The 24,600-nt window shown below is 66.4% G+C and carries 28 protein-coding genes and 1 tRNA gene; 17 read left to right on the forward strand and 12 right to left on the reverse strand.

All coding sequences use genetic code 11. The features are described from left to right. Window positions 1-59: 59 nt before the first annotated feature. Complete coding sequence (locus ACODS4_RS10065) at window positions 60-968, reverse strand: DMT family transporter (RefSeq protein WP_488863190.1); 909 nt, start codon at window positions 966-968, stop codon at window positions 60-62. A 121-nt stretch (window positions 969-1,089) separates the two neighbouring features. After that, on the reverse strand, window positions 1,090-1,773 hold the full coding sequence (locus ACODS4_RS10070) for an MBT domain-containing protein (protein WP_488863192.1): 684 nt from the start codon (window positions 1,771-1,773) through the stop codon (window positions 1,090-1,092). 189 nt (window positions 1,774-1,962) lie between these two features. Between ACODS4_RS10070 and ACODS4_RS10075 the strand changes: the two genes are divergently transcribed. Next, complete coding sequence (locus ACODS4_RS10075) at window positions 1,963-2,787, forward strand: N-formylglutamate amidohydrolase (protein WP_488863194.1); 825 nt, start codon at window positions 1,963-1,965, stop codon at window positions 2,785-2,787. A gap of 4 nt (window positions 2,788-2,791) precedes the next feature. Next, window positions 2,792-3,931, forward strand: a complete 1,140-nt coding sequence (locus ACODS4_RS10080) for a carboxylate-amine ligase (RefSeq protein WP_488863196.1) — start codon at window positions 2,792-2,794, stop codon at window positions 3,929-3,931. A gap of 22 nt (window positions 3,932-3,953) precedes the next feature. On the opposite strand, the gene ACODS4_RS10085 is transcribed toward ACODS4_RS10080, so the two are convergent. After that, window positions 3,954-4,676 (reverse strand): MlaA family lipoprotein, encoded by a 723-nt coding sequence (locus ACODS4_RS10085; RefSeq protein WP_488863198.1) that lies wholly within the window; start codon window positions 4,674-4,676, stop codon window positions 3,954-3,956. Here ACODS4_RS10085 and ACODS4_RS10090 point away from each other — a divergent pair. From ACODS4_RS10090 to ACODS4_RS10105, 4 genes are all read left to right on the forward strand, one after another. Then, on the forward strand, window positions 4,675-4,980 hold the full coding sequence (locus tag ACODS4_RS10090; protein WP_488863200.1) for a hypothetical protein: 306 nt from the start codon (window positions 4,675-4,677) through the stop codon (window positions 4,978-4,980). The genes ACODS4_RS10085 and ACODS4_RS10090 overlap by 2 nt on opposite strands. A gap of 318 nt (window positions 4,981-5,298) precedes the next feature. Then, entirely contained in the window at window positions 5,299-6,618 is a 1,320-nt protein-coding gene (locus tag ACODS4_RS10095; RefSeq protein ID WP_488863202.1) for an O-acetylhomoserine aminocarboxypropyltransferase, read from the forward strand. A 7-nt stretch (window positions 6,619-6,625) separates the two neighbouring features. Further along, window positions 6,626-7,474: an alpha/beta fold hydrolase gene (locus ACODS4_RS10100; RefSeq protein WP_488863203.1), complete on the forward strand. Its 849-nt coding sequence runs from the start codon at window positions 6,626-6,628 to the stop codon at window positions 7,472-7,474. Between the two features lie 74 nt (window positions 7,475-7,548). Next, window positions 7,549-9,534, forward strand: coding sequence for a PAS domain S-box protein (locus ACODS4_RS10105; RefSeq protein ID WP_488863205.1), 1,986 nt, complete (start codon window positions 7,549-7,551; stop codon window positions 9,532-9,534). A 164-nt stretch (window positions 9,535-9,698) separates the two neighbouring features. Here ACODS4_RS10105 and ACODS4_RS10110 read toward each other — a convergent pair whose 3' ends face one another. Continuing rightward, window positions 9,699-10,169, reverse strand: a complete 471-nt coding sequence (locus ACODS4_RS10110; protein ID WP_488863206.1) for an Hsp20 family protein — start codon at window positions 10,167-10,169, stop codon at window positions 9,699-9,701. A 274-nt stretch (window positions 10,170-10,443) separates the two neighbouring features. On the opposite strand from ACODS4_RS10110, the gene ACODS4_RS10115 reads away from it, so the two are divergent. Beyond that, on the forward strand, window positions 10,444-10,920 hold the full coding sequence (locus tag ACODS4_RS10115; RefSeq protein ID WP_488863208.1) for a DUF1465 family protein: 477 nt from the start codon (window positions 10,444-10,446) through the stop codon (window positions 10,918-10,920). An 87-nt stretch (window positions 10,921-11,007) separates the two neighbouring features. Here ACODS4_RS10115 and rpmE read toward each other — a convergent pair whose 3' ends face one another. Further along, window positions 11,008-11,232, reverse strand: coding sequence for a 50S ribosomal protein L31 (gene rpmE / locus ACODS4_RS10120; RefSeq protein WP_119832120.1), 225 nt, complete (start codon window positions 11,230-11,232; stop codon window positions 11,008-11,010). 201 nt (window positions 11,233-11,433) lie between these two features. Here rpmE and ACODS4_RS10125 point away from each other — a divergent pair, with 201 nt between their 5' ends. The 3 genes from ACODS4_RS10125 (at window position 11,434) to ACODS4_RS10135 (ending at window position 15,266) form a co-directional block, all read left to right on the forward strand. After that, a complete protein-coding gene (locus tag ACODS4_RS10125) occupies window positions 11,434-12,048 on the forward strand; it encodes a TetR/AcrR family transcriptional regulator (protein ID WP_488863210.1) in 615 nt (204 codons plus the stop codon). Beyond that, on the forward strand, window positions 12,045-13,241 hold the full coding sequence (locus ACODS4_RS10130; RefSeq protein WP_488863212.1) for a DUF418 domain-containing protein: 1,197 nt from the start codon (window positions 12,045-12,047) through the stop codon (window positions 13,239-13,241). The genes ACODS4_RS10125 and ACODS4_RS10130 overlap by 4 nt, the downstream gene beginning before the upstream one ends. A gap of 231 nt (window positions 13,242-13,472) precedes the next feature. Beyond that, a complete protein-coding gene (locus tag ACODS4_RS10135) occupies window positions 13,473-15,266 on the forward strand; it encodes an ABC transporter transmembrane domain-containing protein (protein ID WP_488863214.1) in 1,794 nt (597 codons plus the stop codon). Between the two features lie 21 nt (window positions 15,267-15,287). On the opposite strand, the gene ACODS4_RS10140 is transcribed toward ACODS4_RS10135, so the two are convergent. After that, window positions 15,288-16,166 (reverse strand): NAD(P)-dependent oxidoreductase, encoded by an 879-nt coding sequence (locus ACODS4_RS10140; protein ID WP_488863216.1) that lies wholly within the window; start codon window positions 16,164-16,166, stop codon window positions 15,288-15,290. A 270-nt stretch (window positions 16,167-16,436) separates the two neighbouring features. Here ACODS4_RS10140 and ACODS4_RS10145 point away from each other — a divergent pair, with 270 nt between their 5' ends. Then, window positions 16,437-16,670 (forward strand): SMc00767 family acetate metabolism repressor, encoded by a 234-nt coding sequence (locus ACODS4_RS10145; protein ID WP_119832123.1) that lies wholly within the window; start codon window positions 16,437-16,439, stop codon window positions 16,668-16,670. 137 nt (window positions 16,671-16,807) lie between these two features. Here the strand turns inward: ACODS4_RS10145 and ACODS4_RS10150 are convergent, their stop codons facing one another. After that, window positions 16,808-17,566, reverse strand: coding sequence for a TorD/DmsD family molecular chaperone (locus ACODS4_RS10150; RefSeq protein WP_488863218.1), 759 nt, complete (start codon window positions 17,564-17,566; stop codon window positions 16,808-16,810). 289 nt (window positions 17,567-17,855) lie between these two features. On the opposite strand from ACODS4_RS10150, the gene ACODS4_RS10155 reads away from it, so the two are divergent. Then, window positions 17,856-18,059 carry a hypothetical protein gene (locus tag ACODS4_RS10155; RefSeq protein ID WP_488863220.1) on the forward strand — a complete coding sequence of 68 codons (204 nt, stop codon included), beginning with the start codon at window positions 17,856-17,858 and terminating at the stop codon, window positions 18,057-18,059. A 360-nt stretch (window positions 18,060-18,419) separates the two neighbouring features. On the opposite strand, the gene ACODS4_RS10160 is transcribed toward ACODS4_RS10155, so the two are convergent. From ACODS4_RS10160 to ACODS4_RS10170, 3 genes are all read right to left on the reverse strand, one after another. Further along, on the reverse strand, window positions 18,420-18,599 hold the full coding sequence (locus tag ACODS4_RS10160; protein WP_488863222.1) for a hypothetical protein: 180 nt from the start codon (window positions 18,597-18,599) through the stop codon (window positions 18,420-18,422). A 150-nt stretch (window positions 18,600-18,749) separates the two neighbouring features. Then, window positions 18,750-19,013, reverse strand: a complete 264-nt coding sequence (locus tag ACODS4_RS10165; protein WP_488863224.1) for a hypothetical protein — start codon at window positions 19,011-19,013, stop codon at window positions 18,750-18,752. A 131-nt stretch (window positions 19,014-19,144) separates the two neighbouring features. Next, window positions 19,145-19,843: an XRE family transcriptional regulator gene (locus ACODS4_RS10170; protein ID WP_488863225.1), complete on the reverse strand. Its 699-nt coding sequence runs from the start codon at window positions 19,841-19,843 to the stop codon at window positions 19,145-19,147. Window positions 19,844-19,936: 93 nt separating this feature from the next. Between ACODS4_RS10170 and ACODS4_RS10175 the strand changes: the two genes are divergently transcribed. Next, window positions 19,937-20,167 (forward strand): helix-turn-helix domain-containing protein, encoded by a 231-nt coding sequence (locus ACODS4_RS10175; protein WP_488863227.1) that lies wholly within the window; start codon window positions 19,937-19,939, stop codon window positions 20,165-20,167. Between the two features lie 157 nt (window positions 20,168-20,324). Here ACODS4_RS10175 and ACODS4_RS10180 read toward each other — a convergent pair. Both ACODS4_RS10180 and ACODS4_RS10185 read right to left on the reverse strand, forming a co-directional pair. Continuing rightward, window positions 20,325-20,401: transfer RNA gene (locus ACODS4_RS10180), tRNA-Pro, on the reverse strand. A gap of 107 nt (window positions 20,402-20,508) precedes the next feature. After that, on the reverse strand, window positions 20,509-21,525 hold the full coding sequence (locus ACODS4_RS10185; RefSeq protein ID WP_488863229.1) for a polyprenyl synthetase family protein: 1,017 nt from the start codon (window positions 21,523-21,525) through the stop codon (window positions 20,509-20,511). 101 nt (window positions 21,526-21,626) lie between these two features. On the opposite strand from ACODS4_RS10185, the gene ACODS4_RS10190 reads away from it, so the two are divergent. From ACODS4_RS10190 to ACODS4_RS10205, 4 genes are all read left to right on the forward strand, one after another. After that, window positions 21,627-21,833, forward strand: a complete 207-nt coding sequence (locus ACODS4_RS10190) for a putative signal transducing protein (RefSeq protein WP_488863231.1) — start codon at window positions 21,627-21,629, stop codon at window positions 21,831-21,833. Continuing rightward, entirely contained in the window at window positions 21,830-22,594 is a 765-nt protein-coding gene (locus ACODS4_RS10195; protein WP_488863233.1) for a tRNA1(Val) (adenine(37)-N6)-methyltransferase, read from the forward strand. Before ACODS4_RS10190 ends, ACODS4_RS10195 begins: the two co-directional genes overlap by 4 nt. A 32-nt stretch (window positions 22,595-22,626) precedes the next feature. Next, on the forward strand, window positions 22,627-23,514 hold the full coding sequence (locus tag ACODS4_RS10200) for a S49 family peptidase (protein WP_488863235.1): 888 nt from the start codon (window positions 22,627-22,629) through the stop codon (window positions 23,512-23,514). A 222-nt stretch (window positions 23,515-23,736) separates the two neighbouring features. Then, on the forward strand, window positions 23,737-24,549 hold the full coding sequence (locus ACODS4_RS10205) for a sulfite exporter TauE/SafE family protein (RefSeq protein WP_488863237.1): 813 nt from the start codon (window positions 23,737-23,739) through the stop codon (window positions 24,547-24,549). Window positions 24,550-24,600 lie beyond the last annotated feature (51 nt).

Raw genomic sequence — 24,600 nt, forward strand, 5'->3', positions numbered from 1 at the left:
ACGGCGCGGGTCAACGACCGAACCCGTCAATCACAGAACGGGCGCGGCTGGGTGGATTGTCAGCGACTGCCGCGTCGAGCCAGCAAAATCCCAACCAGAATCACCGCTGCGCCGACCGCTTGCAAGACCCCCAATGGTTCATCCAGCAACAGCCAAGCCAGAATCGCGGCGGCGGCGGGCTGGAGCAGCAGACTGACCGACGAGAAGGAGGTTGGCAAATGGGCCAGGGCGTAGGCGATCAGGCTCTGCCCTCCGGCGTGGCTGAACAGGGCCAAACCGGCAAGAACCAGCCAGCCTTCCGCGCTGGCCGGAAACAGGGGCTGGCCGGACATCATGGCGACCGGCAACAGGATGACGGCGGTGATGACGCCGCTCCAGGTCATGATCGTGGCGGTGGAAAACTCCGACCGCAGATGACCGACCGACAGGATGTAGCCGCCGTAAAACACCGCTGTCAGAAGGCCCAGCGCGTCGCCGAACAGATGATCGGCGCTGAGGCGAAAGCTTTCGCCCATCAGGATCAAGGCGCCCACCAACGCCAAAATCATGCCGACGACGAATCGGCCGGTGAAGCGCTCCTTGAACAGGAACCAAGCGACGGGGGCGACGAACAGCGGGGCGAAATTGGCCAACAGAGTGGAGTTGGCGACCGAGGTGTAGCCGATGGAGATATGCCAGATCACCAAATCCCCGGCGAAGCAAAGACCGGCCAGGGTCAACCGGGCGAAGTCGCGCGGCGTGCTGGGCGCGCGGCTGCGCCCGCCCTTCGGCTCCAGGTTCATCCACAGGGCCAGCACGGGGGCGGAGAGGGCGACGCGCCAGAAGGCGATGGCGACCGGACCAACGTCGGACAGGCGCACGAAGATTGGCGCGAAGGCGATGCTCAACGCGCCAGCCAGCAGCGCGATCAAAGCGAGGCGCTGCGCGTGCGGCGCGGGAAGGGCAGGGAGGACGCGGGAATCGGTCATCCTTCGCTTATAGCCAGAGCGCCCCAACCGTGCCAGACGAGGGCGCGTCATGGCTGCCGTGCGCGCCGCCCGCCCCCGGCAAAGGTCGAGAGACCGGGGTGGGGCGGCGGCGTTGGCGGCGTCAGCGCGGGCGGATGCGGGTCAGCGACACGGACTCGTCATCCTCGCTGCCGTAATCCTCGTAATGGATCGGGCAACGGCCATCGGCGCGGGCGCCGCCGGTGACGGTGGCGGGGTACCAATCGCCCTTCCACTGCACCTCGACCTTCATGCCGCGCACGCAGAGCGAACGGTCGTTGCCGGTCGGCGCGGATTGCAGGGGGGCGGTGGGGGCTGACAACGGCACGGTGTTTTGAGCGGTCGCCATCGGGGTTTGGCTCGGGGCCGCCGCGCCCTGCTGGTCGCAGAACATCGTGCAGACCCTGGTGGCGATCACCTGTCCGCCGCACAGGCCGCCGAAGCAATCGCGGTAATTGGCCTCGCAACGGTCATGGCAACTGTTGTTGCTGCACCCGTAGGAGTTTTCAAAATCGCTGACCGATTTCTTGATCGGCTTCTTTTCGGCGGTCTGGCGGCGCACATAGGATTCATAATCGTAGGCGGCGCGGCTGCGGGCGTCGGCGCGGCACGCCTGTTCGCTCATCGTGCAGGTCTGGCGGCACAGGCTGCGTTCCTGCTGGCACTGCGACACGCACAGCCGCCCCTGGCTCGTGGTCGGCGGAATCATGCTGTATTGCGTTTCGTAGATCGGACCGCAGGCGCTCAGCAGCGCGACCAGACCCAGGAGGGACAGCAGGCGAAACATCGAACAGGCTCCAGCAACGTTGAAGCCTGATCTTATCAGTTTATCAAACGGTCAGCCAAGGATGGGTGGGGCAAGGACGGGCGCGGGCGTCGCCTGCGCCTTCACCCGCTCAACGGCTTGCGCTACTGTGGGTGGATGACCTCCTCCTCCTCCGATGGCGGGCATGGGCCTGCCGCGCACGACCGCCCCGTGACCGCGCCAAGCCCGGCGCGCGGCGGGCTTCCCCCGCTCCTTGGCCCCGGCGATCCGCCGCCGGTGACGGTGCTGAACCCGCAAGCGACCGGGCCGCTGTTGCTGGTCTGCGACCATGCGTCGCGGGCGATCCCGCGCAGCCTGGGGAATCTCGGTTTGCCAAAGGAGCAACTGGGCCGTCACATCGCCTATGACATCGGGGCCGCCGCTTTGACTCGGCGGCTGGCGGAACGCTTCGGGGCGACGGCGGTGCTGTCGGGCTATTCCCGGCTGGTCATCGACCCGAACCGGGATTTGGCGGATCCGACCGCCATTCCCGTCATCAGCGACGGGGTGGTGATTCCGGGAAACCGGGCGTTGGACGCCGCCGCGCAAGCCCAGCGGGTGGACACGCTGTTCCGCCCCTATCAGGAGGCCGTGGCGCAGGAGATCGCGCGCGTTCGGGCGCGTGGGCAAGTGCCGATTCTGTTGTCGATTCACAGTTTCACCCCGACCATGCGCGGCGTGCCCCGGCCCTGGCACATTGGGGTTTTGTGGGATCGCGATCCGCGCTTGCCGGTTCCCTTGCTCAACGCGTTGCGGGCCGATGGGCGGTGGCGCGTGGGCGACAACGAACCCTATTCCGGGCGCGACACCACCGGCGGCACGGTGGAGACCCACGCCACCCCGGCGGGCTACCCCAACGCGCTGTTGGAGGTCCGCCAGGATCTGATTGACGACGAGACGGGCGTCGCGTTGTGGGCGCAGGTGCTGGGCGACGCGCTGGAACCTTTGCTGGCCGCGCCCGATCTGGCGATCATCCACCATTATCCACGGGTTTGAGCGCATGGAACCGTCCTTCACCCTGGGGTTGGAAGAAGAGTATCTGCTGGTGGACCGCGCCACGCGCGACATCGTGCCCAGCCCGCCCGACGAAATGCTGGAAGCCTGTCAGGCGCAGGCGCCGGGCCGCATCCATCCCGAATTCCTGCGGTGCCAGATTGAGGTTGGAACGCCGGTCTGCACGAGCTTGGCCCAAGCGCGGGCGGAGTTGGCGGCGTTGCGCTCCCTCGTCGCCGGGGTGGCCGACCAGCATGGTTTGGCCCCCATCGCCGCCTCGACTCACCCCTTCGCCGCGTGGGAGCCGCAGAAGCACACCAACCGCGACCGCTACAACATGCTGGCGCGCGATCTCGGCGCTCCGGCGCGGCGGCTGATGATTTGCGGCATGCACGTCCACATCGGCATCGAAGACGACGACCTGCGCATCGATTTGATGAATCAGGTGCGTTACTTCCTGCCGCATCTGCTGGCGCTCTCGACCTCCTCGCCCTTTTGGCGCGGGCGGGACATGGAACGGCGGTCGTACCGCCTGTCGGTTTGGCACGAGTTGCCGCGCACCGGCATGCCCGCCAGCTTCCAAAGCTTTGGCGAGTATCAGAGCCATGTCGGGGCGCTGGTCAACGCGGGCGTGATCGAGGACGCGAGCAAGCTGTGGTGGGACATCCGCCCTTCCTCGCGCTTTCCCACGCTGGAAATGCGCATCACCGACATTTGCACCCGGTTGGACGACGCGGTGACGGTGGCGGCGCTGTACCGCTGCCTGCTGCGCATGCTGTGGCGGTTGAAGCTGCGCAACGTGACGTGGCGGCCCTACAAGAACATGCTGATCGAGGAAAACCGCTGGCGCGCCCAGCGCTATGGGCTGGACAGCGGGCTGGTGGATTTCGGCCAGGGCCGGATCGTTCCCTACAGCGATCTGCTGGAGGAGATCATCGACCTGACCCGCGAGGACGCCGCGCATTTCGGCTGCGTGGCGGAGGTGGAGCGGGCGCGCGACATCCTCACGCGCGGCACCAGCGCCCACCGCCAAGTGTCGATCTATCAGGAGGCGCTGGAGAACGGCGCCACCGGATGGGAGGCGCTGCACAAGGTGGTGGATTGGCTGGCCGAGGAAACCATGGTCGGGGTGCGCGACGCGGCCTGACGGGCCGTCGCCGCGCGCTGGGTCATCCGTGGGTGGCGGGGGCGTTCTGAACGCGCGGGCCGGGTTTGGCCGCCGCCTCGGTCGCGCCGCCACAGCCCTGGTCGATGTAGGCCTGATAGTCGGCGCGCTGGACCGCGTAGAGGTCTTCGCCCGCCGTCGGCACATTCTTGGCGTGGCGCAGGGCCGAAGCCGAGCCGCCCAGATCAATGACCAGGAAATCCACGGTCGCCAGTGTGGTGGAGATGAAGCTCAACGCGTAAACCTCCGCCGCGACGCCGACGGTCAGCGCGACCGCGCCCACCGTGTTGGTCGGCCCGACGAAGGGCAACACAAGGTAGGAGCCGGGGCGCAGGCCGGTCTTGCACAGCGACGCGCCGTAATTCGCCTCACGCCGGGTCAATCCGACGGCGGTGGCGGGATCGAACAGGCCGCCAATGCCGACGGTGGAGTTGACGGCGAAGCGCGTCGCCGACACCGCCGTGTCGGTCGCCTTGCCTTGGAGAGCGTTGTCGAGAACCATCTCGATCTCGGTCAGATTGGCGTAGGCGTTGCCCAGACCTGTTTTCACCGGGCCGGGAATCCACGGGCCGACATGGTCGACCACCGGGTTGATGACCCAATCGACCAGCCCCTTGTTGAAGGCGAACATCGGTCGGTTGAAGGATTCCAACGGATCTTCCGCCGCGTGGCCGACGGAGGGCGCGCAGGCCAAAAACAGGGCGAGAGCCAGAGATGCCGCGCGCATGGTGATCCTTTTGATCGTGCAGGCCCGAAGGCGACGCGACCACCATACATTAGATATTTTGCGATTTGACAGCGCTGGTCTGCGACGAAACGGCGCCGCCGTCGATTTCAACCGGGCGATTCATCAAAGCGCATGCTTTTGCAATCAAACGCGGTGGTGCAAGGGGATGCTGTGCGGACGGGGTGACGGGCTGGCCGTCGCCCCCGCCGCTCACAAGGGAGAATGCGGGATGACGAAAATCCTCACTCTCCTGATCCTGCTGTTGCAGATCATCAAGGCGTGCCTTGATCTTCTGAACCGCTAAGGATCGGGTCGGGCGGGCAGGGAATTGCAGTCCCTGTCCGCCTGTCCCCGAATGTGGGTCTTGCGCCGCCGTCTGTCAATGTGGTCCGGCGCTTGATCGGGCGTGGTTGATTGAGGGCGCGCCGCTGTCCTCCGGCTTGACGTCCGCGTCATGTCTCCATACGCTCCCGCACCGTCAACACCGTCCAACGCGGGTTGAGCAGGGCAGGCAAAAAAGAAAGAGGGCCGCGCGTTCGATGCGGCCCTCGCTTTTTGCGACGCCCGCGCGGTTTTCCGCTCTGGCCGCTCACGGCGCGGGGCAAGGGGAGGGGAAACGGACATGGCCGACGCCAAATTTCTGAAATTCGACACGCAAAGCCTGCACGCGGGGCAACGGCCCGATCCGGCCACCGGGGCGCGGGCCGTGCCGATTCACATGACCTCGTCCTATGTCTTTCAGGACACCGACCACGCGGCGGCTCTGTTCAATCTGGAACGCGCCGGCCACATCTATTCCCGCATCTCCAACCCGACCGTCGCGGTTCTGGAAGAGCGGTTGGCGATTTTGGAGGGTGGCGTCGGCGCGGTCTGCACGGCGAGCGGGCAGGCGGCCTTGACGCTGGCGATTCTGACGCTGATGGACGCGGGCGGGCACATCGTCGCCTCCTCCTCCATTTATGGCGGCAGCCGGAATTTGCTGGCTTACACGTTGCCGCGCTTTGGAATCACCACCAGCTTTGTCCACCCGCGCGACCTGGACGGCGTCCGCGCCGCGATCCGCCCGGAAACCCGGCTGGTCTTTGGCGAGGTGCTGGGCAATCCGGGGCTTGAGGTGCTGGACGTTCCCGCCGTCGCCGCCATCGCGCATGCGGCGGGCGTGCCGTTGCTGATCGATTCGACCTTCACCACGCCCTATCTGTGCCGTCCGCTGGCCCATGGCGCCGATCTGGTCATGCATTCCTGCACCAAATGGCTGGCCGGGCATGGCGTCGCCATCGGCGGGGTGGTGATCGACGGCGGAACGTTCGATTGGGAGGCGTCGGGCAAGTTCCCAACCCTGACCGAACCCTACGCCGGGTATCACGGCGTTGATTTCGCTGAAGAGTATGGCCCCGCCGCCTTCATCATGCGCGCCCGCGCCGAAGGCTTGCGCGATTTCGGCGCCTGCCTGAGTCCGATGAACGCCTTTCAGATTCTGCAAGGGGTGGAAACGCTGCCCCTGCGCATGAAGGGCCACATCCACAACGCGCGGAAAATCGTCGCCTTTCTGGAAACGGAACTGTCGTCGGACAAGGGTGCGGTCGCCTGGGTGTCTTACCCCGAACTGGTCGATCACCCCGATCACGCCCTGGCCGCGCGGCTGCTGCCCAACGGTTGCGGTTCGATTATTTCCTTTGGCGTGAAGGGGCCGGGCGGCGGGCGCGAGGCCGGGCGGCGCTTCATCGAGTCGCTGTCGCTGTTCTCGCACCTCGCCAACGTCGGCGACGCCAAGTCGCTGGTCATCCATCCGGCCAGCACCACCCACGCCCAGCTTGACGCGGCGGCCTTGGCCGCGTCGGGCGTGGGGGAGGACATGATCCGCCTGTCCATCGGGTTGGAGGATTCCGACGATTTGATCGACGATCTGAAGCAGGCGCTGCGCGCCGCCGCCAAGGGGTGAGCCTGCCATGACGCAAACCACCGACACGACCGCCGCCAACCCGTCGCCGATTGGCAAACTGATCGTCAACGGCCACGCCGTCTACGCCCACACCGGCGGGCGCCCTTTCGATCCGGCGCGGCCCGTCGCCGTTCTGCTGCACGGCGCGGGCATGGACCACACGGTGTGGAGCCTGCAAACCCGATATCTGGCCCATCACGGGCGGTCGGTGCTGGCGGTGGATCTGCCGGGCCATGGCCGTTCCGGCGGTGAGCCGTTGGACAGCGTCGCCGCTTTGGCTGATTGGGTCGTGGCGCTGCTGGACGTGGCGGGCGTCGCCAAGGCGGCGTTGATCGGTCATTCGATGGGCGCGCTGGTGGCCTTGGACGCCGCCGCTCGTCATCCTGACCGGGTGGAGGCGGTGGCTTTGTTGGGCGCGGCGGAGCGGATGCCGGTTCATCCCGATCTTCTGGTCGCGGCGGCTGCGGGGGACCCATCGGCCATCGAGTTGGTGATCGGTTGGGGCCATGGCCCGCGTGGCCACAGCGGCGGCGGCCCGACGCCCGGTTTGGCGTTGATTCCTGGTGGGCGTCGGTTGATGGCGGCGGTGAAGCCCGGAGTCCTGGGCGTCGATCTGGCGGCCTGCAACGCTTACGCGCAAGGCGGCCCGGCGGCGGACGCGGTCGCCTGTCCCGCCCTGTTTGTTTTGGGGGCGCTGGACCGCATGGCCCCAGTCAAAGCGGGACGAGCTTTGGCAAATCGCGTCAAGAGGTCACAAATCGTCACAATTCCGGCGACAGGTCACATGGTGATGACCGAAGCGCCTGACGCAACTCTGGACGCCCTGACGTCGTTTCTTGCTCTGAAGCGCGCCTGATCCTGACCGAAGACGCAATGTTAACGATCATGTCGCTGCTGACATGATCCGTTAATATTTATCAGCTTACCCTTATGATGGTTGTTGGGGCGAAACGCCGTCGAGGCCGAGGTTGGGCGGAGTCGGTCGCCATCGCCGCCTTGGGGTGCTGGTCGGAGGGCGTCGTGCAGGTCAATGAAAAGACGATGCGCGCCTTGATGCGCAACGCCCGAGACGTGGCGGTGGTCGTCGCTGCGGACGGCTCGCTTTCCTATGTCGGCGAGGCGGCGGCGCGGGTTCTGGGGTATAGCCCCGACCATTTGATCGGCGCACGATTGATCGACCACGCTCATCCCGATGAGCGGGAGGAGGTGCGGCGGCGCATCGCGGCGCGCCTGACCGCCTCCGCGTCGACCACCAGCACGGTGGTGTTTCGGTTTCGCCACGCGGATGGCCGCTGGCGCTGGGTCGAAGCGGTCAGCAACAACCAGTCGGACGATCCGGACATTGGCGGGGTGGTCCTGAACGTTCGCGATGTGACCGAGCAGTTGGACACCGCCGAGCGGTTGCGCGTCAGCGAAGCGCGGTACCAAACCCTGGCCGAATCGGCGCCAGTCGGCATTTTCCAGACGGATTCGGCGGGTGAGATCATCTTCGCCAACGCCCGTTTCGCCAGCATCGCCGGGCTGACGTTGGAACAGCTTCTGGGAAATGGGTGGTTGAACGCGGTTCACCCACAAGATCGCGCGCAGGTCGAGGCCGAATGGCGCAGCGGTTTGGACGATGGCGCCGCCGCCGCCCCGTTGTTGCTGGATTTTCGCTTTCACGATGTGGCGGCGGCGGTCGATATGCGGGTGTTGTGCCAACGCGTTCCGCTGGAGGGCGATGGCGGATTCATCGGCACCATCACCGACGTCAGCGAGTATGTGCGCACGGCCAACGCCTTGCTGCTGTCGGAGGCGCGCAACAAGGCCACCGTCGACACGGCGGCGGACGCCATCCTGACCATCGACGACCAAGATTGCGTGGTCAGCTTCAACCGCGCGGCGGAGGAGATGTTCGGCGTCGCCGCCTCTGACATCCAGTGGAATTCCCTGGATTCCTTGTTTCCAGCGGCGCAATTGCGCGAGTTGGACGGCCAGAGGTTTGAGTTTCCACCAGGGCAGACCACGGCGGTGATCGCCCGTTCCCGCTCCATCGAGGCGCGGCGGGCGGATGGGACCTTGTTTCCCATCGAACTGTCGGTCAGCGCCAGCGAGGTTGACGGTCGCCGTTTTTACACCGGCATTCTGCGCGATGTGACCGAACGACGCCGAGCCGAACAGGAGATGATCGCGGCGAAGGACGCGGCGGAGGCCGCCGACAAGGCCAAGTCGGTCTTCGTCGCCACCGTGAGTCACGAGCTGCGCACGCCGCTGAACGCGGTGATTGGTTTCGCCCAACTGTTGGAAATGAAATTGGAGGAGCCGACGACGGAGCTTTATCCGGACTATGTGACGTCAATCCGCCGATCGGGTGAACAGCTTCTGTCGATCATTGACGATATTCTCGACATCACGCGCATCCAAACCGGGCGTCTGGAACTGGTGGAGGAGCCGCTGGATTTGGACGCGTTGGTGACGCAGGCGGTGTCCGACATGCGATTTGCCGGGAATCACAACACGGTGACGTTGGCGGTTCAGGTGGACGAGAATCTGCCGCCGATTCGGGGTGATGAACACCGCTTGCGGCAGGCGCTGTGCAACCTGATCTCGAACGGCGTCAAGTTCAGCCATCCCAACGACGTCGTCACGGTGTCGGCAGGGCGCGACGCGGATGGTTGGGTGACGCTGGTGGTGCGTGACACCGGAGTTGGCATGGATCCGGCCAACATTCCCAAAGTCACCGAACCCTTTGTCCAATTGGATCCGTCGATGGCGCGACCGTTCGACGGGTTGGGGTTGGGCTTGCCGTTGGCGCACCGGCTGGTTGCGGCCCATGGCGGCTCCTTGACCATCGAAAGCCAGTTGGAACAGGGGTGCGCGGTGACGATCCGCTTGCCGCCGGAGCGGGTTCTGTCGCTGGAAGACATGCTGCGCTAAGCCGCCCGGTTAGCGGATCGGGCAACATCGAAATCGACGTGAAGCGTCACGTCGTTTGACCAAATCACAATCCAGAGCGCCGTTTTGCTTTCTGATTGGGCGATGGCGTTTTGAAACGGCCATGGCGCCCCGGTGGCCGGGACGCCATGGCGCGCCGCGTGCGGTTACGCGGCCTGTTGCGTCAGAACCGGCGGTTGCCCATTCACCGCGCGAACCGTTTCAATTGGAATGGCGCGAGGCTTCATCGTTTCCGGGACTTCGCGGGCCAGATCGATGTGCAGAAGCCCATTCAGCAGCGACGCGTTCGCCACCTTGATGAAGTCCGCCAATTGGAACCGGCGCTCGAACGCCCGACCGGCGATGCCGCGATGCAAAAACTGGCCGCTGGTTTCGGGCTTGTTGGCCTTGCCGGTGACGATCAAGGAATTCTGATGGACGGTGATCGCCAGATCATCCAGTGAAAATCCAGCGACGGCCATGGTGATCCGGTAGGCGTCGTCGCTCAGCTTTTCAATGTTGTAGGGCGGGTAGCTGCTGGATGTCTCATCCCCGGTGGTCGCGTTTTCCAACAAACGCGACAGACGGTCGAAGCCGACGGTGGAGCGGAACAGCGGCGAAAGATCATAGCTGCGCATGACATATCCTCCAAAAGAGCGATACAGCGGGTTGGGGACCACGACGATGGTCGGTCCCCCTTGGTGGGTGATTCCGACGAACCCCTTATGGGCGTTCGCCGGATGAGCGAGAGATAGGAGGGGGCTTTGGCCGTTCAAGAGGGGCATGCGCGCTGACGCGCCAACTCCGTGGCCAACCAGTCAGGGTTGTCGCGCATAGGGCGGTCACAGATTGTTAATCAGTTGGGCCGACCCTCAATCCAGCGCCTGATGGCTGCGGGAAGGGGATGGCGTGATGGTTTCGCAGACCTTCTTCTTTAATGGTCCGTATGACGAGACCATGACGCTTCTGATCGAAGCGCGAAATTACATCGCCTTTCACGACGCGGCCGAGCATCGGAAGCTGTCGCCGCAGGTCCGGCTGCAAATTTCGTATGAATCCATGCGCGTGACCAGCCGTTTGACCCAGGTGATGGCTTGGTTGCTGGCGCAAAAGGCGGTTCACGCCGGGGAAATCACCAAGGCGAAAGGGGCCAGCGAAGATTTTGCCTTGTCGGGCGGCGAGGTTTGTTCCGATGGGGCCGGTCCGGACAATGAAGATTTGCCCGTTGGGTTGCGCAGTCTGCTGGAACGCAGCCATCGTTTGTACATGCGGGTGGAGCGGTTGGACCGCATGGTTGGCGAAGAGGTTCGGCGGGAAGCCGAAGCGAACGGTGGGACGAGCGTGATGGATGAAGACAAGGCGAGCGAGGACACGGCGGCGGGCGTCTGACGCTCCAGCTTTGACAGAAGCTTTGACAGAAACGCGAAAAGGGCGCCCGACAGCTTCGGGCGCCCTTTTCGTGTGCAGCGGTAAAGCTTACTTCTTGAGACCGAAGCCAGCAAAACGCTTGTTGAACTTGGCGATCTGCCCGCCGGTGTCCAACAGCTTCTGGACGCCAGTCCACGCCGGGTGCGACTTCGGGTCGATGTCGAGGCGGATGGTGTCGCCCGGCTTGCCCATGGTGGAACGGGTCTTGAACGAGGTGCCGTCGGTCATGACGACGTTGATCTCGTGGTAATCGGGGTGAATGTCAGTCTTCATGGCCGGGGTTCCTGCTAAACGAGCGCGGTCTATACCAAAACACCCCCGGCGACGCAACCCCGATCCACGCTGTCGCGGCGATTCAATCGTCGGGGCGTCGGGGCGTCGGGGCGGCGGCGTCACGCTTCCCCTTGATGACAGGGCGCGGCGAGGCTATTTAATAGACTGATTAGTCGGTCGATGAATGAGGCGGAAGACGACATGGCGCGCAAGCTTGATCCTGAGAAGCACGCGGCGCGGCGGCGGGCGATCCTGACGGCGGCGGCGGCTTGCTTCGCCGACAAGGGGTTCCACCAGACCAGCACCGCCGACCTGTGCGCGGCGGCGGGGATCAGTCCGGGGAACCTGTTCCATTATTTCCCCAGCAAGTCGGCGATCATCGCCGCCATCATCGACCAGGAGGCGGAGGAGACGGCGGCCTATTTCGCCACGCTGACCGGCGACGATCCGCTGGGCGATCTGCTGCGCTTCCTGGATCTCGCGCTCGATCTTGCCGCCGATCCGGCCTATGTCCGGCTGGCGTTGGAGACGGCGGCGGAAGCTTCCCGCGACTCGCTGGTCGCGGTGCGGGTGGCGCGCAACGACGCGGCGTTGCAAGAGGCGTTGCGCGGTCTGTTGCGCGCCGCCGCCGCGCGGTCCCGGATCGACCCGGCCTTGGACCCGACGACGGCGGCGGCCTGGATTGGGGCGCTGATCGATGGCCTGTTCAACCGGGTGGCGCTCGACCCCGCCTTTCGTCCGCAGGAGCAGCGCGGGGCGCTGCGTCGGATGGCCCTGCGCTTCTTGGCGGTTGGCGACGACGGGGCGGCGTCATGAGAGCGGCGGGTTTGGACGCCGGGCGCATCGCCGATGTGGACGCCCTGCGCGGGGCGGCGTTGTTCGGCATTCTGCTGGTGAACGTCAACGCCTTCGCCTCGGCCTTTTACGGCGCTGGGGTTGGCGATCCGACCTATGACGGGCTGGTCGATCACGCCGCGCGGGCGCTGGTCGCCGTGCTGTTCGAGATGAAATTCTATCTGCTGTTCTCCTTCCTGTTCGGCTACAGCGTCACCTTGCAGATGGCCGCCGCCGAGCGGGCGGGGGAGCCGTTGCTGGGCCGGATGCTGCGGCGGCAGGCGGGGTTGTTGGCGATCGGCCTCGCGCATGGGGCGCTGCTGTTCTACGGCGACATTCTGACGATTTACGCGCTGCTGGGGCTGGTTTTGCTGGCGCTGCGCCATCGAACCGACTCGGCGGCCCTGCGGTTGGCGGCGTGGCTGATCGGGGTGAGCGCCGCCGTCTGGCTCGGTCTTGGCCTGTTGCAATGGGTCGGCGGCGAGCGGCTGAATCGCGCGGCGGCCATCGCCCAAGCCCTGGCGGCGCAGGAGGCCTACCGCGCCGATCCGTGGCGGGTGATCGTCCAACGCGTGTCGGAACTGCCGTCGGTCTGGGCGACGCTGCTGGCGATTCAGGCCCCTTGCGCCATGGCGATGTTCCTCGTTGGCTTTGTCGCCGGGCGGCGGGAGCTGCTGCGGACCGTTCCGGCCCATCGCCCGCTGTTCCGTCGTCTGCTGTGGATGGGCGGGCTGATCGGCGTGCCGGGGGCGCTGCTGTACGCCTGGCTCAGCCAGAGTCTGGTTGGGACGGGCTGGGACGTGGTTGGGTTGGGCGTGTGCGTGTTGACCGCGCCGCCGCTCAGCGCCGCCTATGGGTCGGCCCTGCTGCTGGGTTTTCACACCCGCAAAGGGCGCGTGTTGGCCGGTTGGCTGGCCCCGGCGGGGCGGATGGCGCTGTCCAACTATCTGGCGCAGTCGTTGGTCTGCGCGCTGCTGTTCACCGGCTACGGCTTTGGCCTGATCGGGCGGGCGTCGCCGCTGGCGGCGGGCGGGCTGGCGGCGCTGCTGTTCGCGCTTCAGCTTCCGTTCAGCCGTTGGTGGCTGCGGCGCTTCGCCTACGGCCCGGCGGAATGGCTGTTGCGGGCGCTGACCATCGCCCGTTGGCCGCGCTGGCGGCGGGTGGAAGGGGCCTAAGCAGGTTTCTCCAGATCGGGCCACACATGGCCCGGCCTGGAGAAACCTGCGGACTCTATGTTTTGCAGGTTTTCCAAGCCCGCCCATATGTGGGCGGAGTTTGGAAAACCTGCTTAGGCTGTGGGCTGAGCGCGAGGCTTCAGCCCGGCGGCGGCTTGTCGCCATGCGGCGGCGTCGCTATATGGCACGCCATCCGCGTCGTCCTGCGCGTCTGCCTTGCGGGTGTTCTTCGTGTCCCATATTTCCGATTCTGTTGACCTGAAGGCCGCCGAACGTCGGCGCGACCTTGGCCCCCTGCGCCGCCTCATCCCCTTTCTCAAGCCCTACCGCTGGCGGATCGCCGGGGCGCTGGTGGCGCTGGTCGTCGCCGCCGGAACCGTGCTGGGCATGGGGCAGGGCATGCGGGTGCTGGTCGATCATGGCTTCGCGGCGGGGGACGCCGGGCTGTTGGACCGCGCCCTGCTGGTGATGCTGGGCGTCATCGCGCTGATGGCGGCCTCCACCTACAGCCGCTTTTATCTGGTGAGTTGGATTGGCGAACGGGTGGTCGCCGACATTCGGCGCGCGGTGTTCGACCATGTGCTGACCCTGTCGCCGGGCTTTTTCGAGACGACCAAGACGGGCGAAATCTTGTCGCGCCTGACCACCGACACCACGCTGTTGCAGGTGGTGGTCGGTTCGTCCGCCTCCATCGCGCTGCGCAACACGCTGCTGTTTCTCGGCGGCGCCGGCATGCTGCTGGTGACGTCGCCCAAGCTGACCGGGCTGGTGGCCCTGGTGGTGCCGCTGGTCGTCGCCCCCATCGTGCTGTTCGGGCGGCGGGTCCGCAAATTGTCGAAGGACAGCCAGGACCGCATCGCCGACGTCGGATCCTTCGTCGAGGAAACCCTGTCGGCGATCCGCACGGTCCAGGCCTTCACCCACGAGATGATCGACCGCCGCCTGTTCGGCGAACGGGTGGAGGACGCCTTCGACGTCGCCATCGACCGGGTGCGGGTGCGCGCTTACATGACGGTCATCGTCATCGTTCTGGTCTTCGGCGCGGTCGGGATCATCCTGTGGATCGGCGGGCATGACGTGCTGACCGGGCGGCTGACGCCGGGCGACCTGTCGGCCTTCGTCATCTATTCGGTCGTCGTCGCCGGGTCGGTCGGGGCGATCAGCGAGGTGATCGGCGATCTGCAACGGGCGGCGGGGGCGACCGAACGGCTGTTCGGCCTGCTGGCCATCGAATCGGAGGTTGCGCCGCCCGCCGTCCCGACGGCGCTGCCGGTTCCGGCGCGCGGCGCGCTGTCCTTCGACGCGGTGCGCTTCCATTACCCGTCGCGGCCCGACTGGGCGGCGCTGGAAGGCTTCACGCTCGCCATCAAGCCGGGCGAGCGGGTGGCGCTGGTCGGCCCCTCCGGCGCCGGGAAATCCACGGTGTTCCAGCTCTTGCTGCGCTATTACGACCCGCAGGCGGGCGCGGTGCGGCTGGACGGGGTGGACATCCGCGACGCCGACCCCATCGAGGTGCGGCGGCGGCTGGGGTTGGTGGCGCAGGACCCGGTGGTCTTCTCGGCCAACGCCTGGGAGAACATTCGCTATGGTCGCCCCGACGCCACCGACGACGAAGTGCGGGCGGCGGCGGACGCCGCCCACGCGCTGGAGTTCCTCGACGCGCTGCCGGAGGGGCTGAACACCTTCCTGGGGGAAAAGGGCGTGCGTCTGTCGGGCGGCCAGCGCCAGCGCCTGGCCATCGCGCGGGCGATCCTGCGCGATCCGCCGGTGCTGCTGCTCGACGAGGCGACCAGCGCGCTGGACGCGGAAAGCGAGCGCATGGTGCAGGACGCGCTGGACCGTTTGATGAAGGGGCGCACCACCCTGATCGTCGCCCACCGGCTGGCCACCGTGCTGACCGCCGACCGCATCATCGTGATGGACCAGGGCCGAGTCGTCGAAACCGGCACGCATACGGAACTGGTGGCGCAGGGCGGCCTGTACGCCCGACTCGCGGCGCTGCAATTCGACCGGGCGGAGGCGTAACCTCCGCCCGGCTGGAGCTGGTCAGCGGGTCAGCCGCTTCATCAGGCTCGACGTGTCCAGGCGGTTGCCGCCCATCGCCTGGACGTCGGCGTAGAACTGGTCAACCAGCGCCGTCACCGGCACTTTCGCCCCATTGCGCCGCGCCTCGTCCAGCACGATGCCCAGATCCTTGCGCATCCAATCGACGGCGAAGCCGAAATCGAACTTGCCGTCCAGCATGGTGTGGCCGCGATTTTCCATCTGCCAGGATTGCGCGGCGCCCTTGGAAATCACGTCCACCACCTTGTGCCCGTCCAACCCGGCCTGCTGGGCGAAGCTCATCCCTTCGGCCAGCGCCTGGACCAGACCGGCGATGCAGATCTGGTTGACCATCTTGGTCAATTGTCCGGCGCCCGACGGCCCCATATGGACGACGGAGCGGCCAAAGCAGGCCATAAGCGGTTCGGCCTTGGCGAAGGCGTCGGTGTCGCCGCCGACCATCACCGTCAAAATGCCCTTTTCCGCCCCGGCCTGACCGCCCGACACCGGCGCGTCGAGGAAGAAGACCTTGTGTGCGCCCGCCAGCGCGTTCATCTCGCGCGACACGGTGGCCGACACGGTGGAGTGATCGACGATCACGCCGCCGGGGGCCAGTGCGGTCATCGCCTCCGTCGCCACCGCGCGCACGTCGTCATCGCCGCCGACGCACAGGAACACCACGTCGGCCCCGGTCGCCGCCTCTTCCGGGGTGGGGGCGCTGCGCCCGCCATGGGCGGCGACCCAGGCCTCGGCCTTGGCGGCGGTGCGGTTGTAGACGGTCACATGGTGCCCCGCCTTGGCGAGATGACCGGCCATCGGGCCGCCCATCGTGCCAAGCCCAAGAAAGGCGACGTTGCGCGGGGCGCTGCTGCTGTCGGTCATGATGCTCTGCTCTGTTGGGTTGATCGGGTGGAACAGTTCTGTTTGCCGACCAAATTAGGGCGGAGCCGCGCCGGGGGCAAACCCCGACTGTCGGTTCGCCGCGCGTCTCTGCGCCAAAGGTCGCAAGCGGTTGCGGCGCCGCGATGTTTGTCCTGACCGCGCGATGTGCTAAAGCTTGCCGACCAGCCACCATCAGGGGGCTGCCCAACGGGGCGGCCAACGGGTTGGCCGGGGCCATCGGCCAACCAAGATCACGGGAAGGAACACCGCATGCCGAACAAGTCGGGTTTTCAGGACGCGCCGCCGGATGAAGGTTCGGCCTTTTCGCCGGAGCAGGAAAGCGCCATCCGCATCGTCGCCAACAACCTGCATCGTCTGAACGAGTCGGTCGTCAAGGCGGTTGAGGCTGGCGTGACGATCGAGTTGATGCGCACCGCCCGCTACCACAACGAGACCGGCAACTGGGGCGACCAGCTCACCCCGGTGATCCGCCCGGCCAAGTAACGGCTGGTGATTTCGGCGCGGATGGTTTTTCCACCGCGCGAAAGGGGCCTTCACCCGCCGGGGTGGAGGCCTTTTTTATGGGTGAATCGCCGCTCGCCGCTCGCCTTCGCTGATCGTGAAAAACTGGCTTGGCCCGTTCAGGCGTCGCACCCGCAGGTGCGCGGCAAACGCCCTTCGGCCCAGCGGCGGCGGCGGGTGTCGGCGTTGTCGTCATCGGGCGGGCGGGGCAGGCCGCAGGCGGCCCCCAGCAGGTCGCGCAGATGGTCGAGATGGGCGGTGGTGAGGATGGCGACCCCGGCGTAGAAGGGTTCACGGCACCGGGTGGCCACCCGGCTGCAAAAGGACGGAATCCAGCGCAACGGGTGTTGGTCGAGGAACAGGGTGGCGTCGGCGGCCTGCCCATTGTCCAGCAGGCTGGCGAGCAGCAGCAGTTCCGACACCAGATGATCGGCGCGCAGGGGGGGATCGGCGATGACGCCCGCGTGTTGACGCCAGCGGCGCAGGGTGGCGGTGAGATCGGGGGAGGGTTGGCCGTCGTCCACCATCCAGGCGGATTCCGTCGGGCAGGCGCGGTAAACGTCGGTCTGGTAAATGGCGGTGTGGTCGGCGCGCAACGGATCAACCGACTCCTCGGTGATCGGATCGGGCAGGTCGCTGACCATCTCGTCAAGCAGGGCGATGGCCTGGGCGGCGTCGTCGCGATCCAGATGCAGGCCGGATTCGGCGCGCAAGGGAGCGGCGCGCAGGGCGTTCAGGAACGCGACCGTCGGCTCTTCGGCGTGAAAGCGGGCGATGCGCCGCAACCCCGCCGCCGCTTGGGCGAAGGGGGGCGGTGGAGCAATCTCTTCCGCGCCAAGCGACCGTTCAGCAGGCCGCTCCAAGACCGATCCGTTCACGCTCTTCCTCCCGGCTCCCGCGTCGGGATTGAACCGGCGGCGGGCTGCATGAGAACGTAGGACACTCTATGATGTGTTCTTTATGATGTGTTCTTTTTGGTGGGTCGCTCCACGGACGATGGGTGAGGCGACCATATTGGATCGTTGTACTATCAGCAGGACGGCGTCCGGGTCAACGTGGGTGAAGGACGCAGGGCGTGGAAAAACCGCCCATGGTTGCATTGTCAGGTTGACTGGGCTTTGCTGGTCAAGGTTCACCCAACCCAACGGTTCCCCGCAGGAGTGTTTCATGCCCTTGACGCCCATCGAGCACGCCGACGCCAGCCCGGAGGTGTGCGCCGTTTACGACGACATCAAGGCGACGCGCAACGTCCCGGACGTGAACAATTTCTGGAAAATGACGGCCCATCACCCGGCGACTTTGGCCCGCACCTGGGAGAGTTTGAAAGAGGTGATGGCCCCGGGCGCGCTTGACCCGCTGGTCAAGGAGTAGCTTGGCGGTGGGCGAGGCTTATTATGGGGGTGGAGCCACGTCCCAATCCTCAAGAATGGCAAACAAGGCGGTGAACCCGGCCACGGAAAGGATCAGGCGGTTTGCGGTCATCAACTCACTCAGCAGTGAGCTTGACAGAATCGATGTCCCGAGGACCAGGAGTGGGAAGATCCCAACTCCGTTCGCGACATCGATCCCGGTGGTCTTGCTGATAACTTTCCTGTTGGGGGCAATCTTTTTGCAGCGCACTATTGCAAATATGAGGCCTATAGCGAGCGACACTATGTCGATCCAGTTGCCGTCGATATGGGACGCAATCTTCTGGAACCAAGCTAACGCAACATCCACTTCGACCGTCCGTCAGATCACGTTCGTAATTTTTGCGACGGTTGCAGCAATGCCACCGAATGCCGCGCCATAAGCACGGACATCACCCCAGCTATCGTCAACCCACCCCAACAGGGAGCCGGTCACAACGGCACCCAGGAGCGCAAACGACGATATGATGCGCAGCGTGTGGATAACCGTTCTACCCTTCATCGCAAACTCCCACTTTATAACCTGTATGTTTATATAGAACGCTTACAACCGTAGCAACACCCGCAGACACATATTGCCTTTGCGCAGCCGGGATTAACAGGAATCCCGAGGAGGTCAACAGGGGCGAAATGAGAAAAGGTGACATGAAGGTCACGCGCTGGCCAGCGGCGCCGACAGACGGCGCTGCGCCATGCCGTTCACAAGGTCGCTGCGCACCGTGTAGTGGGCCTTGCTGCGGATGTCGCCGATGTCCTCGCTGGAGATTCGTTCGATCCGCACCTCGACGTCCCAGCCCAACTTGCCCCAGGCGTTGCGGATGCGGCAGGCGAGTTCGCGCGCGCCCTGTTCGGAAAAGCTGTCGAGATGGCCACGGGTGGGGCCGGGGAAAAAGCGGGGGTGGGTTTTGTGGCGCATGGATGGCTCCCTGTCGCGCGGTCCCGGCGTCCGTCCGGGGCGGCGAGCGGGCCGGTGGGCCGCTCTGCGATCAGGATTAATCCAATTTGGACTTTTAAATCCAGAAAATCCCTATACCAAAAAGGTATGCGTCAGGGTTCCTGAAGGCCGACCACGGTGTGGATGGCGTCCAGATCCGCGTTGTCCACGGTGAATTCGCGGTCGTCGGGCTGGTATTCGCGCAGCACGACGCCCTCGGGCGCGCGGCGGACGAACTCCTTGACCAGCACCGCCTTGCTGCGCTTGACCACCACCACCCCGGCCCCGGCGGCGGGCGGCTTGTGCGGGTTGACGTGCAGAAGCTGGGCCGGGCGGAAGCGCGGCATCATCGATTCGCCGACCACATACATGGCGTAGGGATCGCGGGCGTTTTTCAGATAGTCGGGCTTGGCCACCCAATCGATGGGGCCATCCTCCAGAAACATTTCCTGATCCACCCCGCCACGGGCGGCGGCGCGCACCGGCATCGGTTCGGCCACTCCGCCAGGCATTGTTCCGCCATAGGACGCGGCGGGCGTCGGCGACGCGCGCAGCAGGGGCGGCGGCGAAGCCCGGCGGGCGGGCGGGCGCGAGACCGACGCGGCGGCTGGCTCCATCGCGTCGGCGTCCAGCCCCAGCAGGCTGGTCGGCTCCACGCCCAAGGGGCGGGCCAGCTTGACCGCCCAATCGACGGTCATCTTGCGCTGGCCGGTTTCCAGCTTGTTGATTTGCGGCTGCGAGGTTCCCGCCAGCTCGGCCAGTTTCTCCTGGCTCAGCCCGGCGGCCTGCCGCAATGCGCGGAGTGTGGACATGCCGCTTTCATACCAGATCGGTTTGAAAAAGTCCAATATGCCGCGCTCATGCGGCTTGCGTGAAAAAGTCCAAATGGGTTAAACCGTTGCGGTATGACGCTCGATGATTGGCTCGCCCGCACCGCCACCAAGGAAGACTCCTTCGCCGCCAGCATCGGCGTTAGCCAGGCGGCGGTGAACCGCTACCGCCATGGCCGCCGCGTGCCGCGTCCGGCGATGATGGCCCGCATCGTGGCGGCCACCGGCGGCGCGGTGACGGCCAACGACTTCCACGGGCTGCCGGAGGCCCCGCCGAAGCCTTCCGCAGGTGGTGCGGCGTCGTAGTGTTGGATGGCGTCCGGCAAGCGCGCGACGGGCTTGGCGAATTGGGCGGTGAGGATGTGGGCCGTGAGACTGGTTTGAGTCGGTCCGACGCGGATCGCCCGACGTGGACCCAGACATGGAAAAGGCCCTTCAGATCGCTCTGAAGGGCCTTTTCAACTGGTCGGAGTGAGAGGATTCGAACCTCCGGCCCCTGCCTCCCGAAAGCAGTGCTCTACCAGGCTGAGCTACACTCCGTTCAGGTCCGGCGGGCGGTGACGTCCGCCGGTGGGACGGGTATATAGACGGGCTGGACCCGGTGCGCAACGCAAAAAAGCGTCACACGGCGAAAAAATATGCGGGACTCAGAAATCCCGGTCGATCACGAAATCAATGACTTCCAGCATGGCGCGCTTGATCGGGCTGTCGGGGAAGGGGGCGAGGTTGGCGCGGGCGAGCGCGCCATAGCGGCGGGCGCGCTCCACCGTTTCGGCCAGCGCGTTGTGCTTGGCCATCAGCGCCTGGGCGTGCTCCAGGTCGCCGTCAGTCTGCTCCAACTCCTCCATGGTCCGGTGCCAGAAGGCTTTCTCAGCCTCGTCGGCCCGGCTGATCGACAGCACGACGGGCAGGGTCAGCTTGCCTTCGCGGAAATCGTCGCCGACCGTCTTGCCCAGCGTCGCCTGAAGCGCGGAGTAATCCAGCACGTCGTCCACCAACTGGAAGGCGATGCCCAGATTCATCCCGTAATCGTAGAGCGCCTGCGCCTCGGCCTCGGGCCGGTCCGCGACCACCGCGCCGACCTTGCAGGCGGCGGCGAACAGTTCGGCGGTCTTGCCCTTGATGACCTCCAGATAGGCCTCTTCGGTCGTCTCGGTGTCGTTGGTGGTGCGCAGTTGCAGCACCTCGCCCTCGGCGATGACGGCGGACGCGCGGGACAGGATGCGCAGCACGTCGAGCGATCCGACCCGCACCATCATCTCGAAGGAGCGGGAGAACAGGAAATCGCCGACCAGCACGCTGGCCTTGTTGCCGAACACCGCGTTGGCCGAGGCCAGACCGCGCCGCAGGTCGCTTTCGTCCACCACGTCGTCGTGCAGCAGGGTGGCGCTGTGGATGAACTCCACCACCGCCGCCAACAGCCGGTGCTTGTCGCCGGAATAGCCGCACAGATTGGCGGCGGCCAGCGTCAGAACCGGGCGCAGCCGTTTGCCGCCCGCCGCGATCAGATACCCGGCGAGCTGGGGAATCAGCTCCACCGACGACTGCATGTTTTGGACGATGATCTCGTTGACGGCGCTCAGGTCTTCGGCCACCAGAGCGGTGAGGTCATCGAGCGGGGTGGACGTGCGCCGGTTCGGCTCGAGATTGGTCACGACCGCCAAGGTCGACTCCACAGGTGATTGACGCCAGGAATTGCGGTAGGGAGCATAACGGCCTAGCCTTCTTGGTCAAGCCCGCAGGGGCGTTGTGGACGTGTCGGACCATGAGAGAATTGCTGCGAACCACCGATCCGGTCCGATTGTCCTGGTTGATCGCCCTGTTGGCCGACGCCGGGATTGAGGCTGTGCTGTTCGACGCCCACACCAGCCTGTTGGAGGGATCCATCGGCGCCATCCCCCAACGGCTTATGGTGGATGAGGAGGACGGCGCCCAAGCCTTCCGCGTCTTGCGCGAGGCGGGCGAGGCGTGAGCGGCGCGTCCCCCGGGCAGGCTTTTGAACCGCCGCCCTGCGATTTTCTGCTGAACGGACGGGTTCGGTTGGTCCAGCCGGATGGCGGCTACCGCGCCGCCATCGACCCGGTGTTTCTGGCGGCGATCACCGACGCCCGCGACGGCGACCGCGTGCTGGACGTCGGGACCGGCACCGGGGCTGCGGCGTTGTGTCTCGCCGCGCGGGTGGCGGGCGCGTCGGTGGTGGGGCTGGAGCAGCGGGCCGACGCCGCCGCCTTCGCCCGGCGCAACGCCGCCCTGAACGGTCTGGCCGAGCGGGTGCGGGTGGTGGAGGGCGATTTGCTGGCGCCGCCGCCGGAGCTGCGCCCCGGTTCCTTTGACCGGGTCATGATGAATCCCCCCTATCTGCGGGCCGACGGGGCGAGTCCGCCGCCCGACCCCTGGAAGGCGGCGGCGAATGTGGAGGGCGCGGCGCGCCTGCCCGACTGGCTGCGCTTCGCCGACGCCATGCTGAAGCCGCGCGGGATGGTGACGCTGGTCCACCGCGCCGACCGGATCGACGACATTTTCGACGCGCTGCGCGGGCGCTTTGGCGGGCTGGTCCTCGTGCCCCTGTGGCCGAAGGCCGGGCAGGAGGCCAAGCGCGTGCTGGTCGCCGCGCGGAAAGGCGTGCGCACCCCCGCCCGGTTGACGGCGGGCGTCACCGTGCACGGGGCCGACGGCGCCTACACCGCTGAAGCCGAGCGAATTTTGCGCGGGGCGGGCGCGTTGGCGCTTTGACAGAGCGGCGGCGCGACCCCATTTGTCGCGGCATGAGCCTGCATTCCCTGTTGAAGAAACTCCCCTTCGGCCCCTGGCGCAACGCCGGGCCGTTGGTGTCCGTGGTCCGGCTGTCCGGGGTGATCGGCGCGGGCGGGGCGTTTCGTCCCGGCCTGACGTTGGCCGCCCTCGCCCCGCTGTTGGAGCGCGCCTTCGCGCCCAAGGAGCAGGCGGCGGTCGCGCTGGTCGTCAATTCGCCGGGCGGGTCGCCGGTGCAGTCGGCCTTGATCGCCAAGCGCATCCGCGATCTGGCCGAGGAAAAGAAGCTGCCCGTCTTCGCCTTTTGCGAGGACGCGGCGGCGTCCGGCGGCTATTGGCTGGCCTGCGCGGCGGATGAGATTTGGGCGGACGAAAGCTCGGTCCTGGGATCCATCGGCGTGGTGTCGTCGGGGTTCGGCCTGCATGACTTCATCGCCCGGCATGGCGTGGAGCGTCGGCTTTACACCGCCGGGGAAAACAAGGTCCTGCTCGACCCCTTTTCGCCGGAGCGGGCGGACGGGGTCGCTCATCTCAAATCCTTGCAGGCCGACGTCCATGACGCCTTCAAGGCGCTGGTCCGCGCCCGGCGCGGCGCCCGGTTGACCGGGGCGGAGGAGGAGATCTTCTCCGGCGCCTTCTGGGCCGGGCGCAAGGCGAAGGAACTGGGCTTGATCGACGGGTTGGGCGATCTGCGCGGCGTGCTGCGCGGGCGTTTCGGCGAAAAGGTCCGGCTGCGGGTGGTCGAGGCGGAACGCGGCTGGTTCCGCGACAAGCTGGGCTTCCGCGCCGCGCTGTCCGGCGGCGATGTGGTCGGCGCGGGCGCGGTTTTGGCCGAAGCCTTGCCGTCGGCGGCGGTCGCGGCGGTGGAAGAACGCCTGCTGTGGTCGCGTTTGGGGCTGTAGCCGCCGCCGCGCTCCGCTGAACGAAGGGGGCGAGGCTGGTTGGGGCTTTGCCCCCTCCCTAACCCTCCCCCGCCTGTGGCGGGAGAGGGAACTCCGCCGTGCGCCGACCAGGATCAAGCCTCCCTCTCCCGCAACGCGGGGGAGGGTCGGGGAGGGGGCAAGCGTTGCCGAACCTACCGGCGCCGCATACAGTGCCGCTCCCGAGGGTTGGGGGGCGGCGTCATGGGCGGGGCATTGATCTTTTTGGCCGGTGGCGCGGTGGGCGGCGTGACGCTCGGCGCGTTGGGGGTGGGGACGGCGTTGATCGCCGTGCCGCTGCTGACCCTGGTCTTGCCGTGGCTTGGCGTTCCGGCGGACGCCGCGCCGCTCACCGCGCTGGCGACCTCCATGGCGGTGGTGGCGGTGACGTCGGTCTCCTCGGTGCTGTCGCACCATCGGTTGGGCAACGTTCTGTGGCCGGTCTTCCGCGTCACCATTGTCGCCAGCGTCACCGGAGTCGTGGTCGGCGCCGCCGTCGCCACCCATCTGCCCGCCGCCGCGCTGCGGCTGGTGGTGGGTGTGTTCCTGCTCGTCACCGCGTGGCGGATGCTGACCGGCGGCGCGGGCAAGCCTTCGCCGTCGGTGGCGGCGGGACCGTCGTCCGGCGCGGAGTCTCCGAAGGTCTACCGGCTGGGCGGGGCGTTGATCGGGTTGGCGGGCAGCTTCATCGGGGCGGGTGGCGGCGTGCTGATGGTGCCGTTCCTCAGCGGACGCGGCCATCCGATGACGCGCGCCGTCGCCACCTCGACCGCCATCGGCCTGCCGGTGACGGTGGCCGGGGCGCTGCTCTACACCGCGCTTGGCCTGCGCGACGGCGTCGATCTGCCGGGGCAAATCGGCTATCTGCATCTCCCCGCTTTGCTGGAAATCGGCGTGGCGAGCGCGTTGACCGCGCCGCTGGGGGCGAAACTGTCCGCGCGTTTGCCGGGGCCGCTGTTGAAAAAGATCTTCGCCCTTCTGCTGATTCCCTTGGCCCTGAAGATCGCCGTCGGTTGATGGCGCTTGAACTGACGGCGCTTGAAGTGTCGCGGGCGGGTCCGGCACAGT

Source organism: Azospirillum sp. FG154, assembly GCF_057809575.1.

Excerpts from the sequence above, each read along its gene's own strand:
- ACODS4_RS10205 (WP_488863237.1), top strand. The coding sequence starts at position 23,737 with ATGGGCGGGGCATTGATCTTTTTGGCCGGTGGCGCGGTGGGCGGCGTG.
- ACODS4_RS10155 (WP_488863220.1), top strand. The coding sequence starts at position 17,856 with ATGCCCTTGACGCCCATCGAGCACGCCGACGCCAGCCCGGAGGTGTGC.
- ACODS4_RS10080 (WP_488863196.1), top strand. The coding sequence starts at position 2,792 with ATGGAACCGTCCTTCACCCTGGGGTTGGAAGAAGAGTATCTGCTGGTG.
- ACODS4_RS10115 (WP_488863208.1), top strand. The coding sequence starts at position 10,444 with ATGGTTTCGCAGACCTTCTTCTTTAATGGTCCGTATGACGAGACCATG.
- ACODS4_RS10100 (WP_488863203.1), top strand. The coding sequence starts at position 6,626 with ATGACGCAAACCACCGACACGACCGCCGCCAACCCGTCGCCGATTGGC.
- rpmE (WP_119832120.1), bottom strand. The coding sequence starts at position 11,232 with ATGAAGACTGACATTCACCCCGATTACCACGAGATCAACGTCGTCATG.
- ACODS4_RS10090 (WP_488863200.1), top strand. The coding sequence starts at position 4,675 with ATGGTGATCCTTTTGATCGTGCAGGCCCGAAGGCGACGCGACCACCAT.
- ACODS4_RS10095 (WP_488863202.1), top strand. The coding sequence starts at position 5,299 with ATGGCCGACGCCAAATTTCTGAAATTCGACACGCAAAGCCTGCACGCG.
- ACODS4_RS10175 (WP_488863227.1), top strand. The coding sequence starts at position 19,937 with ATGACGCTCGATGATTGGCTCGCCCGCACCGCCACCAAGGAAGACTCC.
- ACODS4_RS10160 (WP_488863222.1), bottom strand. The coding sequence starts at position 18,599 with ATGAAGGGTAGAACGGTTATCCACACGCTGCGCATCATATCGTCGTTT.
- ACODS4_RS10140 (WP_488863216.1), bottom strand. The coding sequence starts at position 16,166 with ATGACCGACAGCAGCAGCGCCCCGCGCAACGTCGCCTTTCTTGGGCTT.
- ACODS4_RS10065 (WP_488863190.1), bottom strand. The coding sequence starts at position 968 with ATGACCGATTCCCGCGTCCTCCCTGCCCTTCCCGCGCCGCACGCGCAG.
- ACODS4_RS10165 (WP_488863224.1), bottom strand. The coding sequence starts at position 19,013 with ATGCGCCACAAAACCCACCCCCGCTTTTTCCCCGGCCCCACCCGTGGC.
- ACODS4_RS10145 (WP_119832123.1), top strand. The coding sequence starts at position 16,437 with ATGCCGAACAAGTCGGGTTTTCAGGACGCGCCGCCGGATGAAGGTTCG.
- ACODS4_RS10110 (WP_488863206.1), bottom strand. The coding sequence starts at position 10,169 with ATGCGCAGCTATGATCTTTCGCCGCTGTTCCGCTCCACCGTCGGCTTC.
- ACODS4_RS10170 (WP_488863225.1), bottom strand. The coding sequence starts at position 19,843 with ATGTCCACACTCCGCGCATTGCGGCAGGCCGCCGGGCTGAGCCAGGAG.
- ACODS4_RS10085 (WP_488863198.1), bottom strand. The coding sequence starts at position 4,676 with ATGCGCGCGGCATCTCTGGCTCTCGCCCTGTTTTTGGCCTGCGCGCCC.
- ACODS4_RS10130 (WP_488863212.1), top strand. The coding sequence starts at position 12,045 with ATGAGAGCGGCGGGTTTGGACGCCGGGCGCATCGCCGATGTGGACGCC.
- ACODS4_RS10200 (WP_488863235.1), top strand. The coding sequence starts at position 22,627 with ATGAGCCTGCATTCCCTGTTGAAGAAACTCCCCTTCGGCCCCTGGCGC.
- ACODS4_RS10105 (WP_488863205.1), top strand. The coding sequence starts at position 7,549 with ATGATGGTTGTTGGGGCGAAACGCCGTCGAGGCCGAGGTTGGGCGGAG.
- ACODS4_RS10125 (WP_488863210.1), top strand. The coding sequence starts at position 11,434 with ATGGCGCGCAAGCTTGATCCTGAGAAGCACGCGGCGCGGCGGCGGGCG.
- ACODS4_RS10190 (WP_488863231.1), top strand. The coding sequence starts at position 21,627 with ATGAGAGAATTGCTGCGAACCACCGATCCGGTCCGATTGTCCTGGTTG.
- ACODS4_RS10070 (WP_488863192.1), bottom strand. The coding sequence starts at position 1,773 with ATGTTTCGCCTGCTGTCCCTCCTGGGTCTGGTCGCGCTGCTGAGCGCC.